12 protein-coding genes are annotated in these 15,041 nt (G+C 61.7%); 5 read left to right on the top strand and 7 right to left on the bottom strand.

Annotated features, from left to right (window positions below):
- Positions 1 to 141: 141 nt before the first annotated feature.
- Positions 142 to 1,203, top strand: a complete 1,062-nt coding sequence (locus tag AACV02_RS12350; protein ID WP_119740814.1) for an FUSC family protein — start codon at positions 142 to 144, stop codon at positions 1,201 to 1,203.
- A gap of 70 nt (positions 1,204 to 1,273) precedes the next feature.
- On the opposite strand, the gene AACV02_RS12345 is transcribed toward AACV02_RS12350, so the two are convergent.
- The 4 genes from AACV02_RS12345 to AACV02_RS12330 form a co-directional block, all read right to left on the bottom strand.
- On the bottom strand, positions 1,274 to 2,059 hold the full coding sequence (locus AACV02_RS12345; protein WP_157986836.1) for a hypothetical protein: 786 nt from the start codon (positions 2,057 to 2,059) through the stop codon (positions 1,274 to 1,276).
- Positions 2,008 to 2,607 carry a hypothetical protein gene (locus AACV02_RS12340; protein ID WP_119739878.1) on the bottom strand — a complete coding sequence of 200 codons (600 nt, stop codon included), beginning with the start codon at positions 2,605 to 2,607 and terminating at the stop codon, positions 2,008 to 2,010. Before AACV02_RS12340 ends, AACV02_RS12345 begins: the two co-directional genes overlap by 52 nt.
- Before the next feature lie 250 nt (positions 2,608 to 2,857).
- Complete coding sequence (locus tag AACV02_RS12335; protein ID WP_157986835.1) at positions 2,858 to 5,218, bottom strand: YncE family protein; 2,361 nt, start codon at positions 5,216 to 5,218, stop codon at positions 2,858 to 2,860.
- A gap of 295 nt (positions 5,219 to 5,513) precedes the next feature.
- A complete protein-coding gene (locus AACV02_RS12330; protein ID WP_106578771.1) occupies positions 5,514 to 6,266 on the bottom strand; it encodes a TetR/AcrR family transcriptional regulator in 753 nt (250 codons plus the stop codon).
- Between the two features lie 357 nt (positions 6,267 to 6,623).
- Here AACV02_RS12330 and AACV02_RS12325 point away from each other — a divergent pair, with 357 nt between their 5' ends.
- Genes AACV02_RS12325 through AACV02_RS12310 form a run of 4 tightly spaced genes read left to right on the top strand, consistent with a single transcriptional unit; the run spans position 6,624 to position 11,265 of the window.
- Positions 6,624 to 7,331 (top strand): ABC transporter ATP-binding protein, encoded by a 708-nt coding sequence (locus AACV02_RS12325; protein WP_119739874.1) that lies wholly within the window; start codon positions 6,624 to 6,626, stop codon positions 7,329 to 7,331.
- Positions 7,328 to 8,527 carry an ABC transporter permease gene (locus tag AACV02_RS12320; protein ID WP_119739871.1) on the top strand — a complete coding sequence of 400 codons (1,200 nt, stop codon included), beginning with the start codon at positions 7,328 to 7,330 and terminating at the stop codon, positions 8,525 to 8,527. Before AACV02_RS12325 ends, AACV02_RS12320 begins: the two co-directional genes overlap by 4 nt.
- A complete protein-coding gene (locus AACV02_RS12315; RefSeq protein WP_119739869.1) occupies positions 8,520 to 10,019 on the top strand; it encodes a TolC family protein in 1,500 nt (499 codons plus the stop codon). Before AACV02_RS12320 ends, AACV02_RS12315 begins: the two co-directional genes overlap by 8 nt.
- On the top strand, positions 10,009 to 11,265 hold the full coding sequence (locus AACV02_RS12310; protein ID WP_119739867.1) for an efflux RND transporter periplasmic adaptor subunit: 1,257 nt from the start codon (positions 10,009 to 10,011) through the stop codon (positions 11,263 to 11,265). The genes AACV02_RS12315 and AACV02_RS12310 overlap by 11 nt, the downstream gene beginning before the upstream one ends.
- 247 nt (positions 11,266 to 11,512) lie before the next feature.
- Here the strand turns inward: AACV02_RS12310 and AACV02_RS12305 are convergent, their stop codons facing one another.
- From AACV02_RS12305 to AACV02_RS12295, 3 genes are read right to left on the bottom strand one after another with little or no spacing between them, the layout of a single operon-like run.
- The gene (locus tag AACV02_RS12305; RefSeq protein WP_119739865.1) at positions 11,513 to 12,907 is read right to left on the bottom strand and encodes an FAD/NAD(P)-binding protein; all 1,395 of its coding nucleotides are present in this window, start codon (positions 12,905 to 12,907) and stop codon (positions 11,513 to 11,515) included.
- Positions 12,908 to 12,919: 12 nt separating this feature from the next.
- Positions 12,920 to 13,687 (bottom strand): ABC transporter ATP-binding protein, encoded by a 768-nt coding sequence (locus tag AACV02_RS12300; protein WP_119739863.1) that lies wholly within the window; start codon positions 13,685 to 13,687, stop codon positions 12,920 to 12,922.
- Positions 13,688 to 13,690: 3 nt separating this feature from the next.
- The gene (locus AACV02_RS12295; protein WP_106578778.1) at positions 13,691 to 15,031 is read right to left on the bottom strand and encodes an ABC transporter substrate-binding protein; all 1,341 of its coding nucleotides are present in this window, start codon (positions 15,029 to 15,031) and stop codon (positions 13,691 to 13,693) included.
- Positions 15,032 to 15,041 lie beyond the last annotated feature (10 nt).

The following is a 15,041-nucleotide window of genomic DNA, read 5'->3' as shown; positions in this document are numbered from 1 at the left end:
AGGTGGGAGCGGGCTTGCTCGCGAAAGCGCAGTGTCAGTCAACACATCTTTGACTGACACCGCGCACTTGCGAGCAAGCCCGCTCCCACCACTTAGACCGCGTTCGCACTGACTACTAAGGCCACGTCAATACCGATGAACCTGCATTTGCCCGCGTTCGCACGGCGCCTGTTGCGCCCCTTGCTGGACCCCTACCGCCGCTATCGCCATGCCAAGCTGATCCACGCCGTGCGCGTGTCCATCGGTTTGCTGGCGACCATCCTGCTTACCACCGGCATCAACCTGCCGCACGGCGAGTGGGCCTCGGTGACCATGCTGATCGTGATCGGCGGTTTGCAGCACCACGGCAATATCGGCAAAAAAGCTGTGGAGCGCGCCTACGGCACCTTGATCGGCGCCAGCGTCGGCTTGTTGCTGGTGGTGCAACAGGCCTATTTCGGTCAGCCATTGCTCACGTATCTGCTGATGTCGGTGGTGTGCGGGTTCTTTTCCTATCACGCCATCGGCAAGGGCGGTTACATCGCGCTGTTGTCGGCGATCACGGTGTTTATCGTCGCGGGGCACGGGGATAATCCGATATCCGACGGCTTGTGGCGCACCGTCGACATTCTGATCGGCATTGTCTTGGCGCTGGCGTTCTCCTTCGCCCTGCCGCTGTACGCGGTGTACTCATGGCGCTACAACCTGGCCAGCGCGTTGCGTGACTGCGCGCAAATCTATAGCCGAATCATCAGCGGCCAGTCGGTCACCGATGATGAACACTTGAAGCTGCTCAACCGCTTGAATGCGGCCATGGTGCAGTTGCGCTCGTTGATGCCGTCTGTGTCCAAGGAAGTGCGCATCTCCATGACCGAACTGGATGCGATCCAACGGCACCTGCGCATGTGCATCAGCACCCTGGAGATTCTCGGCAATACCCGGCCCGATCCACGCGATGCACAGGCGATGGCACGGATGCAGGTTATGTTGAAGACGGAGCACCGGCAGATTCGGGTGCAGTGGGTGGGCATGGCACGGGCATTGAAGCTGGGGTTTACCGAGCGGCTGGAACGGCCTGCCGCGCACACAACGGATGACGACGCACTGGAAGCGCCGGTACAGAGTGCGCTGGACGGGTATCGGTTATTGACGTTGCAACTGGCGGCGAATGTGGATGCCATGCGCCAGCGGCTGGCCAAGACGGCGAGTCACTGGAAGATTTGACGGGCATGCAAAAGGGACAGCGCACGGTTAAGCAGCGCTGTCCCGCCCCACGCTCAAACATGACTGCTGATCAGGTCAGACGGGTGATTCGCAGCGAGTTGACGATGAAGTCATTGCCACCCTCCGCACCACTGCCGCCCCCTTTGGCCTGGTAGTTATAAAGTACAACTTCCGCACCGCCCATACTGCCGACAAACTCGGCATCCAGGACATACCATTGCTGCCGGGGTATGGAGACTGGGCCTTTGAGGGTCTGCCCTGCCACATGTATAGCCAGTAGCGGATCGTTATAACCCGACTGATTATAGATAGTTGCATCCACCCGATAACGGTGAGCGCTGTTGAAATTACGCACCGCATTGAACAATACACCCGCGTTCGAGGCTGGCCAGAGTGCGGTGACAACTTGAAAACCGGTGCCCGACATATAACCACCCGCCGCACCTGCACCGGCACTCCAGGGCCCATAGCTTCCACCCGGAAAGTTGGATACAGCGTCCGTCCACGAATCGTTGATGATGTAGCTCGCGGTTGGAAAGACCACGGCTCGCCATTTGTCCGTGCCGCCGTCGTAGGCCACTCGAGTCTCAATCTGAAACCGGGAGTTCCTCGGCAGCGCTGTCAAAACGTTACGCAGTACTGCCTGGTTCACCAGGCCATTTATCGCGTCGTTAGTCTTGACCACATAATCCGTCAGCACCTCCTGCGATCGCCCCTCTCCCATCAACGTAATCCATACACGCTGCCCTGCTTTACTTAGCGGCCATTGGCTCAACGTCAACTGAGCATTGCCCGCAAAGTTGTTCAGGTCGATGACCGTTCCGTTGGCCTGATAATTAATTGTGGGCGTTGGCAACAGGGATGGCGCAATAGGGTGTCGTTCTTGCGGATGTTTTCGTACCTGGTAATCAGGCACCACAGCCCGCTTGTGATGTTGGTCGGATTAAGGATTGCACCCGCCGCAAACCCTTCAACCGACAGGATCAAGCCTCTGTGAAATTGTTCGGACGCCCAGAACGTCAGGCCACCGGGCCGCTTGGTTTTCACCCAGTAGGTTTCAGGCATCGAGCGCACCAACTGCCCGCTGGCAGCGCGCGTGACCTGGCCGTACACCGGGAACTCGCCTTCCGGAATCTTGGTCTTGGGGATGGACAGGTTGTAGCGATCACTCACCTTGGTGACGACGGCCGAGGCCACCGCAATGCTCGAGTCCCGCCAGTAGATCGCGTAAAGATCGTTGACGGTGGCGGCGTACCAGTTCTCAAAGGTTAAGAGCGCATTGGGGTCGGTTTCGCGCTGGCCCAGGCCCCACTTCGCGGTTTCCGGGTACAGGACCTGAGCCAACGGAACAGACGGATAGACCGAATAGGGCGGCGGTGAGAGTTCTTCAGTGGGGGTGGTCATGGCCATCACCTTGCTGGTTGGGACGCACGCAAATGGCGTCACGGGCAAGGTCAATGAAGCGCTTGGGACCGTCATTGAAGCTACTGTCAGAACTGACAGTAGCGATAAATGGTAGAGCGTGTTTCACCGCGTCAGCCAGCGGCCAGGCTGGCGAGTCATTGCAAGCGACAACGAAAAAGGGACAGCCTCCGCTGACGCAGTGCTGCCCCCCTGCACTTCCTGTGCGTTTTGCCTGGGGTATCGAAGGGCCTTAAAGCGGGACGAAACTCACACTGTCCGAGCCGTTATTGACGACCAGGACTACGCCGGCGGCGGGTGAGAAGGCTATGTTTGCAGCGTTGCTGAACCCGGTGAGGCGTTTAGTAATCTGGTTGGTGTTGGTGTTGATGATGTACACCGAATCGCGATTGGACCCAATCCCACCAGGGCCCACGCCGCCCACCCAGAGCTCCGGCGCATTCGGGTTACGCGTGATGCCCCACGCCCAATTGATGCCTGTGATTTTCTGGATGATGAGATTACTCATCAGGTCAACAACCAGGACGCCATCCACGTCACTGACGTAGGCGTAGCGCGCCGGACTGCCTGCACTGAAGGCTATTTGTACGGGCCGATTGGTACCACTGATTCTCGCCACGAGCGCATTGCGGGTACCGGCGCTGATGATATCCAGCACCGAGGCTGAAGCGACGAGCACCTGTGTTTGTTCCGGGTTGACCGCCACGCCGAACGGGTTCACCCCAACGGAGACCCGACCGAGAACGGCGCCCGAGGCGGTATCATGGACGGACACAAAGGAATTTCGGGTGCAGGCAACAAACAATCGCGAGCCATCCGCCGTAATGGCGAGTCCCGAAAGGTCGTTGCCGCCCGCGATCGGAACCGTCGAAAGGATCCTGTACGTGGAGGTGTCGATGACGGTGTAACTTGAGCCGTCAAAATTGCCCACATACAGACGCCGGTTGTCTGGACTGAGCACCGACAGGAACGCCGAGTTCACGTTGAAGAGGGTGTAAATGACTTTACGCGCCCTCACATCAATGACTGAAACCGAATGGCTAAACTGACAGGTTACAAAGGCCCGCAGCCCATCGCTGGTGATACTGATCCCGTGGGGGGCCATCCCGACATCAACCGTCTCGGTCAACCCGCCGCCCTGGGCTTGAAACGTCAGTTCCTGAATAGCCGAGGATTGTGTCTTGGTCCCCGTCGTCACCTCATAAGACAGCTTGATGAGCTGGCCTGGGCTTTGCGCGATGATTTGCGCGCTGATGGAAAACAGCACCAGGCCGCTGCTCACCCCGGCCTGCACGGGAATACTGGCGACAGTGCCATCGGCAAAGGTCCATTTGAGCCTGATGGTCTGCGCCTCTGTCATGCCCTGGTACGCCACGGCCACAACGGCGCCACTCAGATAGTTGCTGGCGAGGACGACCTGAGGCCCTGTTTTGTTATCGAAGGCAGGTGCCAGGAGCCTCAACGCCGATGTGCCGACCACTTGGACCACACTGGTGCCCGAGCGATTGAGCACCACTCCCCCAGCGGTTTGCCACTCAAAGCTCAGGCTGATCTTGGCATCTGTCAGCGAGCTGAACACGCCGTTGCCGATGGGAATGCTCTCGCCCCGCAGGTTTCTGTCGGTCACCGCCGGCAAACGAAGCGTTCGGGTTGACTCGCCGTACTCGGTTACCTGGGTAATCACCAATATCAGCACAACCCGGTTGCTGGGGCTCGGCGTCGGCGTCTTGCGTGGCAAGGTGACCAGCGCCGCAAAATGTGCCGCGCTGGACAGATCAAGATCGACGATAGAGGCCTCGACCTCGTTCACCGTGAAGATCGGCGGATCCAGCAGATTGGGGTCAAGTTCGCTGTTGAGAATGTAAGGCCGGGAATAGGCGTACTTCTCCCCGGAGGTGTTGTTCACCACATCGCGCACCATAAACGCCACGCCCACCGGACCGTGCAGGTTGCCCGCCTGGATAATCGTCGGGCTGATAAAAACCCGGATCGGCCCCGGCCTAGCCGCCTCGTCGGGGCTGACAACATGGTCAATGGTCGTGGCGCCGTAGGCGACGGTGATGGTGTCGTTCTTGCGAATGTTTTCGTACTTGGTAATCAGGCACCACAACCCACCGGTAATGTTGGTCGGATTAAGGATCGCACCCGCCGGGAATCCCTCGATGGACAGGATCAAGCCTCTGTGAAATTGCTCCGCAGCCCAGAACGTGAGGCCACCGGGACGCTTGCTCTTGACCAGGTAGGTTTCAGGAAGCGAGCGCACCAATTGACCGCTGGCCGCGCGCGTGACCTGCCCGAACACCGGGAATTCGCCTTCCGGGATCTTGGTCTTGGGGATCGTCAGGTTGTAGCGATCAGCCACCTTGGTCACGACAGCCGAAGCCACCGCCATACTCGAATCGCGCCAGTAGAGCGCATAAAGATCGTTGACGGTGGCCGCGTACCAGTTCTCGAAGGTAAAGAGCGCGTAGGGGTCGGTTTCACGCTGGCCCAGGCCCCACGTCGCGGTTTCGGGGTAAAGCGCCTCAGCCAATCGGACAGCAGGGTAGACCGAATAAGGGGGTGGAGAGAGTTCTTCAGTGGGAGTGGTCATGGCCATACCTTGCTGGTTTAGCGCGCTGAAACGGCGCGACGGGCAAGGTGAATGAGGCGCTTGGGGCTCTAATCGAATCTACTGTCAGAACTGACAGTGGCGACGAATGGTAGGCTTGCAGGAAAAATCCGACAGACACACGCGGGATCGAACATCTGTTGTTACCCACCCATTTTCTTACATATTTTTCACGATTTATTCACATCCGCAGACGTAGGGTGAAGCCTCATCCGTTACAAACGTTGCACATCAAGCCCGCCGCCCCAGCGGGCTTTTTTTTGCGTTGGATAAAGGCTTATCGCGCTGCCTTGGTGGCGGGCGCTGCCGCTTGTTCACGAATGGCGCGCTGGGTATCCAGCACCTTGGCCAACGCGGTTTCAGCTTCAGCGCTTTGCTGCGGCACACGAATCGCGGCCGACACCAGCGTGATCAACTTGGCCATTACCTCGGCGTCCGTGGCTGGGCGGCCCAGGCTCATGGAGTTCATCAGCAGGCGCAGTTCGGTGCCCGCCATCACCCCGGAAATCGCCTTGAGCGCAAATTGCAGGCGCACGCCCAACTCATTGCGGGGCAGGTCCGGCAAGGCCAGTGCGAACGCTTCGAAAAAACGCTGGAACACCGGCTGATAATGAACCTTGAGGTATTCCTGGATAAACGGCGAGGTGTCGCTGTAAACCCGACCCAGGAAACGAATGAATGAGCGCCCTTCCCCGCTGGCCGGGTCACTGCGCTCCAGGCCCATGGCCGGGGCGAACAGCACGCCAAGCAAGGTATCGCAATCGAGGGGCCCGTCGGATTCGGCTTCGCAGCGCGCAAGCAGTTCCAGGCGCTGCTCGTTGAGCGGCTCCAGGCGCTGCATCAGCAGGGTTTTCATCAGGGAATCCTTGTCCCCGAAGTGGTAGTTCACGGCGGCCAGGTTCACCTGGGCGCGCTCGGTAATCTGCCGGAGCAGAACGGCGTCGTAGCCGTACTTGATGAAGAGAGCCTCTGTCGCATCCAGCAGTCGAGTCTTGGTAACGTTTGGAGCGCTGAGTTTCTTCGCGACCATAGGAGTTCCACAGGGGAAATATTGTTTTAAAAAATAATTTGATTTTTTATACCGGGGCAGCCCTTCGAAAGCAAGTACTGACACTGCGCTATCCATCTAAAAGCCTGTATAACCGGGACTTCCGCGACTCGCCGAGGGGATCGCAAGTCGCTCGAACGCGTGCGCGATAAATTCGTTTCAAAGGGTAAAACCGCTCTACATCCATGGCTGGCGAAGCGCATGGAACGCGGTTACTATTCAAACAATATTTTAAAAACAAGAAATAAAACCAGTCCGTGACGCGTACCAGGCAGCTCCCGAACTTGTTACAAGGATTTACCGGGCGCAAGCGGCACCGTCGAGACTGCAGGCGTAGTCATGATGACAGATACCCCCGCGCACCCAGGCTTGATTTCCCTGCAAGGCATCGGCAAACGCTATCAGCTTGCCGGCCAGGAACTGACCATCCTCAATGATGTGTGCCTGTCCATCGCCAGCGGCGACAGTTGCGGCATTCTCGGCGCCTCCGGCTCTGGCAAAAGTACCCTGCTCAATATCCTCGGCCTGCTGGATTTGCCCAACTGCGGCCAATACCGCTTTGCCGGCCACGATATTTTCAGCGCCAGCCCCGATGAGCTGGCGGCGATCCGCAACCAGCAGATCGGTTTCGTGTTCCAGAGCTTCAACCTGCTGCCGCGCCTCAGTGCCCTGGACAACGTCGCTCTGCCCTTGAGTTACCGTGGCGTGTCGCGCCACGAGTCGGTGGAACAGGCATTGCGCATGCTGGAACAGGTCGGCCTGGCCGAGCGCGCCCACCACCGCCCCGCTGACCTCTCCGGCGGCCAGCGTCAACGCGTGGCGATTGCGCGTGCGCTGGTTGGCAAACCCTCGGTGATTCTTGCCGACGAACCCACCGGCAACCTCGACAGCACCACGGCCCAGGAGATCATGGATCTGCTTCTGGGCCTCAACCGCGAACAGCAAGTGACGCTGATCATCGTCACCCATGACCCGCATATCGCCGAGCGACTGGAGCGCAAGATCCTGGTACGCAATGGCGTGGTGCATGAGGCCGGGCGCCTATGAGCTTGCGGGTCGAGCAGAGCCTGAGCCAACTGCTGCATGAAGCGTTTGTGAGCCTGCGCACCCTGGGCAAGCGCTCGGTCCTGGCGCTGCTGGGCATCGTCATCGGCAGTTCATCGGTGGTGGCCTTGATCAATATCGGCCATAACGCGGCGGTGGATGCCGCGATGATCTTCAAGGACATGGGCACCGACACCCTGGTTGCCCAGTTTCCGCCCAAAGGCAACAGCAGCGCGCCGATGCGTGCCAGCCTCGACCTTGAGGCCGTGCGCGCCAGTGTGCCCGGCATTGCCCATATCGGCGCCCTCAGCGTGTTCGGTGGGCCGATCGTGTTCCACGGCCGCACGGCTAACGCCAACCTGGTCGGCACCACAGCCGATATCAAGGACGCCATGCGCCTGGTGGTGCGCGACGGGCGCTTTCTTTCGCCCTTCGACGCCAGTGAAACCTACGCCGTGATCGGCGACCAGCTCGCTCAGGCTCTGGGTATGCCGGGTGATCCGCTGAAACCGGGCGACCGCATACGCATCAACGACTACCTGTTTCTGGTAGTGGGCATCCTGCACAACCAGGCCCGAGCCATGCTCATGCCGGTGCAGGCCAACGAATCGCTGTTCATCCCCGCCGAAGGCATGCGCCGCATCTACCCGACCCCGCAAATCGGCAACGTGATTATCCGCGCCACGCCGGGCCAGGACATGGAGCGTATCGCCCGCGACGCCTCCAGCGCCTTGAAACGCCAACTCACCGACCACGATGTCGACATCCAGGTGCCGCAGCAAATGATCGATGGCATGACCCGGCAAAGCCGCACGTTCGCCTATTTGTTGCTGGCGCTGGGTGCGATCTCGCTGGTAGGCGGCGGCGTCGGTGTGATGAACGTGATGCTGATGAATGTCTCGGAGCGCCGCCGTGAGATTGGTATCCGCATGGCCCTGGGCGCGCGTCAGCGTGACATCCGCAACCTGTTCCTGCTCGAAGCCGTGACCCTGACGGCCGTCGGCGCACTGTGCGGCGCCGTGCTGGGGATGAGCGCCGCCTGGCTCTATGCCTGGCTGTCGGGCTGGGCATTTGCCCTGGCCGCCGCCGCCCTGCCCCTTGGGGTGGGCAGTACGTTGCTGGTGGGCTTGTTCTTTGGCATCTACCCAGCGGTGTCCGCCTCGCGGCTGCAGCCGGTGGAGGCCTTGCGTGATGAATAAATGGCCGCTGTTACTGGTGATGGCAAGCCTGCCGGCGATGGCTGGCGACGTGGTGATCAACCCGTCCGCGCCCAGCAGCACCCGCACAGGTTACGAGCGCGGCGTGTCGTTGAATGCCCAGGTCACCACCCTGACCCTGGGTGATGCGGTGTACCTGGGCTTGCGCAACAACCCGGCAATCCGCAGCGCGTACCTGCAACGGGTGGCGCAGAAGTTCGACCTGCGCGTGGCCGAAGATGTGTTCAACCCCAAGCTCACGCTCAACAGTTATTACCGCCAAAGTCGCGGCACCGCCGATAACTCACGCAACGCCAACCTGGCCCCGAACGCCACCTTGCTCGGCGAATACGGCACGCGGCTGAGCATGGCCTGGACCCAACAACTGAACAACGCCGATCACGCCGGCCGCTACCGCAGTGACGGCCTCGACCTGGCGCTCATCCAGCCGCTGGCGCGCGGCGCCGGTTGGGACGCCACCACCGCGCCGCTGCGCCTGTCGCGCCTGTCGGAACAGGCCAACCGGCTCAACCTCAAGGCTACCGTGGCGCAGACCATCAGCCAGATCATCGCCACGTACCGCGAACTGCTGCGCGCCCAGGAGCAGTTGAGCATCGTCCAGGATGCGCTCAAACGCTCCAACACGTTGCTGGAGGTGAACAAGGCATTGATCAGCGCAGGCCGCATGGCCGAGTTCGAAATCGTGCAGACCGAAGCTGACATCGCCACCCAACAACTCGGCGTCGAAGAAGCGCAGAACCAGCTCGATACAAGCCGCCTGGCCCTGCTGCGCCTGTTGGCGCTGGACCTGTCGACGCCCATCCGCGCCAGCGAGGCGCTGGAGGCCAGGCCGATGACCATTGACAAGCGCCAGGCCTTCAACCTGGCGCAGACCCAGCAGCCGGAATACCTCGCCGCCCTGCTGGGCAGCCAACAGGCCGACCTCAACCTGGTGATCGCCAAGGATTCCGGGCGCTGGCAGGTCGACCTGGTGGCCGGGGCCAACCAGCTCCGCGATGCCTACAGCAACAACGACAACGGCAATGGCAACGGCAACGGCAATGGCAACAACCGCACGTGGAACAGCTACGCTGGCGTGCAGGTGCAAATCCCTATCGGTGACATCAGCACGCGACAGGCCGAGGTGCGCGCGCGGGTCAACGTCGAGGACCAGCAGATCCGTATCACCGATGCGCGTCAGGAGCTGGAACGCAACGTCAACGACGTGGTGCGCGACCTCGGCACACGCTGGCGCCAATATGAAATCTCCCAGCGCGCTGTCGAGCTGTCGCGGCGCAAGATCGAAATCGAGCGGGAAAAACTCAGTGCCGGGCGCTCCACCAACTTTCAGGTGTTGAGTTTCGAGACCGACCTGCGCAACGCCGAAAACGCCCAGCTCAATGCGCTGATCGCTTATTTGAACGCCCAGACCCAGCTCGACCTGACGCTGGGCATGACGCTGGAAAGTTGGGAAATCGCCCTCAATGACTACTGATAAAAAACGCCTGCTCGGCGCTGTATTGGTCGTGCTGCTGACCGGCACAGGCATTGCCGTGCTCAGCCATCGCAGTGACGCCGGGCAAACCCGGACGGCCGAGCAATGGCTGGCGGTAAAACCCGACGCGCTCGTGCACCAGATCGGCCTGGTGGGCAAGATCGAACCCGAGTCCACCGTCACCCTGACGGCGCCGTTCGACGGCAACGTGCTGGACAACCTGGTTGAGCAAGGCCAGCGTGTCGACGCCGGCCAGGTGCTGTTGCGCATGGACCCGGCCACCCTCGAGGTGCAGCTGCGCGACGCATTGTCGGCCCAGCTCAAGGCCCGGCGCACCGTGCAAGAGATGCAAGACTGGGACAGCAGCCCCGCCGTCAGCCGTGCGCGCCGCAGCCTGCGCACCGCCGAAATGACCGCCGGCAACACCCAGCGCAAACTCACCGAAAGCGAAAACCTGTTCAAGCGCGGCATCATTCCGCGCAACGAACTGGACGACCTCAAACAGCAGACTCAGCAGCAGCAACTGGACCTCGCCTCGGCCCGCAGTGAACTGCAGCAGGCGCAGGACCAGGGCCAGGGCGAATACAAGCAGATCGCCGACATGGAACTGACCAACGCCACGGTCAAGTACGACGCCCTGCACAAACTGCTCGATGGCAAGGAGGTCAAAGCGCCGTTCTCCGGCATCGTGGTGCCCGCCCCCGGCAGCACTACGTCGACGCCAGGCGGTGGCAACAGTAACGCGCCGGTGCAGGCCGGCAGCAAAGTCAGCCAGGGCCAGGTGCTGTTCGGCCTGGCGAACATCGAACGGCTGAAAATCGTGGCCAAGGTGTCGGAGCTGGACATCAACCAGCTGCACCAGGGCCAGGCGGTGGAAGTGATGGGCGATGGCTTCGACGGGGAGCGGCTGATCGGCTCGGTGAGTGTGGTCAGCGGCTTGGCGATTGCCAGCGACAGCCAGGGCAGCGCGCAATTTCCGGTGACCTTGTCGATTCCCAAACTGACGCCGCAGCAATTGCAGCGCGTGCGGCTGGGGATGAGTGCGCGATTGACCATTGTCACCTACAACAACGAGCAGGCGATTGTGGTGCCGAGCCAGGCGATCAACCGCGCCGACATGACCGTGGAGTACCGCGCGACGATGGACCAACCGGTGGAGCGGGTGAAGGTCACCACCGGGCAGTCGACCGCGCAGGGGGTGGAAGTGTTTGGCCTCAAGCCTGGTTTCGTGAAGATTGGAAGTTGAAACGCCGATCAACTGTGAGAACGGGCTTGTCGGATCGCCGCACCGCTGCGATGGCATCAACGGCTTATGCCTGATGCACCGAGTTGCCTGCATCGCAGGCAAGCCCGTTCCCACAAAAAAGCAGAGCACAGCGGTGTGGTAGACGCACTCGGTTGAACTGTGGGAGCGGACGTGCTCGCGAAGGCGGTGGGTCAGCCCGCTCATGTGCAACTGACACACCGCCTTCGCGAGCAAGCCCGCTCCCACATTAGATATTTGTCAGCTTCAACGCCAACGCCTTGGCCTGAATCGCCACGTCGGTCACCGCCGTGCTTTCCCACCACATCCCGCGCAACGGCGGGCCCATGGCGAACAGGCGCCGGCTGACAGTGCCCTCGGCATCCACCACAGCGCCCGACACATCCGCCGCAATCCCCAACGCCAACGGCCCGGGCTGGATCAACCCACGCTTGAGCAACTGCTGGGGCAACGGCCGGGCCACGCGGCGCCAGTCGTACTCAATGCCACTGGAATTGATCAACGCCGCCCCCGACACGTGCGTCACCTCCTGCTCGCCACGACGACGCAAGCGGACAGTCACGCCGCCGTCCGAGGCCACCACGCCTTTGAACGACGCTGCGTGAACCCGCAACCGCCCTTCGTCCTGCAACCGTGCCACCAATTGCGCGCTCAACGGCGGCGAACGGTGATGATGACTTTCCCACCACGGCCGTACATGGCGCACGAACTGGCGTTTTTCGACGTCGCTGGCCTGGCTCCACAAACGGGCAACATGCGCACGCACGGTGTCCAGCGGAGCCTGCCAATCGATGCCTTGCTGCAGCGCGCTGCGGCATTGGCGGCGCACTTCGCGCAGCAGTTGCCCGGGGCTGCGCAGGCGATGGTCCTCGGCGAGAAAATCCACCCAGCCCGGCGGCTGCCGCCGTACATGCGGCAGCAGCCCGTGGCGCGAAAAAATCTCGATCGGGCCTCGGTGGCCGGCCTGTTCCAGCGACACCACGGCGTCCACCATGGTCAGCCCGGAGCCGATGATCAGTACCGTCGATTGCGGGTCGATCAGGGTCATCGCCTGCACATCCCACGGGTCCACGGCTGCCGCGTTCAAGCCGCTGGAGTCGGTCTGCGGCGTACGCGCTGCGGGAAACATGCCGGTGGCCAATACCGCGAAAGCGCCGCACAGTTGCTGGCCGTTATCGAGTGTCAGCACTGTGGACCTTTCATCCACGTGCAGGTCGATGACCTCGCCACGCACATGCTCCACCGTCGAAGCCGACAACGCCTTGGCTTCGGCCAGCCGCTGCTGCGCGTACAGCCCGAAGATCCCGCGCGGCGGGAACAGCTCACTGATCGGCACGGCTTGCTGGTGCGCCTGCGGCCACCCACCGGCGCCGATGTAGTCGGTGAGCCATTGGGTCAGGTCGTCGGCGTTGTCCGGGTCGACGCTCATGCGCGCGGCGTTGCCGTTCAAGGTGTGGCCCAGTTCGACCGCGCTGTACGCCTCGCCACGGCCCAGCTCGGCGCGTGGTTCGATCACCAGGATGCGGCGCTGCCCCGGCAGGCGCAGCAATTGCACGGCCAACATCGTGCCGCTCAGGCCGCCGCCGATGATCAAGACATCAGCGTTGCGGATGGATTCAGTCATGCACATTCGCCCTTACTGTTTACCCAGATAAATATCATGCAAATCGCCGCGCGCCCGCAGTTCAGCGGCGCTGCCGCCCAAGACCACCCGCCCAGTATCCAGCACGTAGCCCTGGGACGCATAGGTGAGCGCGACGTTGATGTTCTGCTCGGCGATCAAAAAGCTCACCTGCTGCTCACGGTTGAGCTGGGCGATGATCGCGAAGATTTCCTGCACGATCATCGGCGCCAGGCCCATCGACGGCTCATCGAGCAGCACCAGGGCGGGCCGCGTCATCAACGCGCGGCCGATGGCGACCATCTGCTGCTCGCCGCCGGAGGTCAGCCCGGCACGGGTGTGACGCTTGGTCTTGAGGCGTGGAAACCAGGCGTAGATGCGCTCCAGGTCATGCTCCATGGCCTTGCGGCTCAAGCGCCGCACAAAGCCGCCGCTGCGCAGATTGTCTTCGACCGTCAGTTGGCCGAACACGTGCCGGCCCTCCAACACGTGGACCATGCCTTCACGCACGCGCTGGCTGGGGTCGATGCCGGCAAGGTCGCGGCCGGCGTATTCGATCACGCCCCGGCTGACCTCAGCCCGTTCGGCACGCACCAGCCCCGAGATCGCCTTGAGCGTGGTGCTTTTGCCCGCGCCATTGGCGCCGAGCAAGGCAACGATGGCGCCCTTGGGCACGCTCAAGGACACCCCGGCCACCGCCAGGATTGCGCCGTCATAGATCACTTCGATGTCATCGACCGTCAACAGCGCTTGGCTGGCGGACTCGGCGGCGGGTTGGCTCATGAGTTATTCATCCCCAGTGCAGGTGCGCGGTGTCAGGCCTTTTTCCTTGGCGAAGGCGGCGGATTTTTCGTCGATCAACGGGCGCAGCAACGCGCGGTCGGCGGCGATCCAGTCGCTGATGAGCGTCCAGCTGGCGCCGTCCCATTGCTGCACACGCGCCGAGCCGCCGCCTTCATGGTCGCGGCACGACAGCTTGAGGTTTTGCATCAGGCCCAGGTAGCCCATGTCCTTCAAGCGCGCGTCGTCGATGTTCAAGTGTTCCAGGCCCCAACGGCCTTCTTCACCGTTGAGGGGGCGCTTGCCGAATTTGGCCTGGCCGGTACGGATCGCTTCCACGGCCACGGCGGCGTTCACCAGGCCGGAGTTGTAGTAGACGCTGCCGAAGTTTTTCAAGTCCTTGAGGTCACTGTGGCCCTTGTCGAGGATGTATTTCTGGAGGCGTTTGTGGATCTCGAAATCGGCACCGGCCGGGTATGGCGTCAGCGCCAGATAGCCTTTGGCGGACGCGCCGGCAGGCAGCACGTCTTCGCTGGAGCTGGCCCAGATATCGCCGATGATATGGTCGACCGGGAAGCCAAAACGCGCGGCGGTTTTCACCGCTACGGGCGTCGAGACGCCCCAGGTGCGCAGGAACACCCAGTCCGGATTCGCCTGGCGTACCTGGCGCCACTGCGCCGACTGTTCATTGCCCGGGTCGGCCACCGGAATCTGGATATTTTCAAAGCCGTATTTCTCTGCCAGCAACTTCAGCGGGCCAAGGGTTTCGCGCCCATAGGCCGAGTCGTGATAGACCGTGGCGATTTTCTTGCCCTTGAGTTTGTCGAAACCGCCTTCGCGCTGGGCGATGTAGTTCACCAGGGTTGAGGCCTCGCTGTAGAAGGTCAGCATCACCGGGAAGTTGTACGGGAACACCGTGCCGTCGGTGGCTTCGGTGCGGCCGTAACCGAGGGTGATCAGCGGGATCTTGTCCACCTCGGCACGCTCACTCAGCGCGTACGCGGCCGGGGCGCCATTGGGTTGATAGACCGCGACCGGCGCGCCATCCAGGCCATTCTTGAAGCGCTCGTAGCACTCAATGCCCTTCTCCGCCGTCCACTCGGTTTCGCATTCCTGCCACACCAGTTTCACGCCGTTGATACCGCCTTCGACCTCGTTGATATAACGCAGGTAGTCGATCATCCCGGCCCACACCTGCACGCCGCTGGAGGCGTACGCGCCCACACGGTAGGTGGCCAGGGGAATGAATTGCTGGTCGGGCGAGGCCGTCGCCTGGGGCACGGCGCCCGCCAACGCGGCCAGCGCCAGGGCGGCGCCGACCAGGGAACGTTTCAAGGTTGCACGCATGTTGGATTCT

Origin of the sequence: Pseudomonas sp. Larv2_ips (genome assembly GCF_963879675.1) — a bacterium.
In the GTDB taxonomy this organism is placed as follows: Bacteria; Pseudomonadota; Gammaproteobacteria; order Pseudomonadales; family Pseudomonadaceae; genus Aquipseudomonas.
The sequence above is the reverse complement of the archived record's forward strand: the minus strand, read 5'-3'. Positions and strand labels throughout refer to the sequence as shown.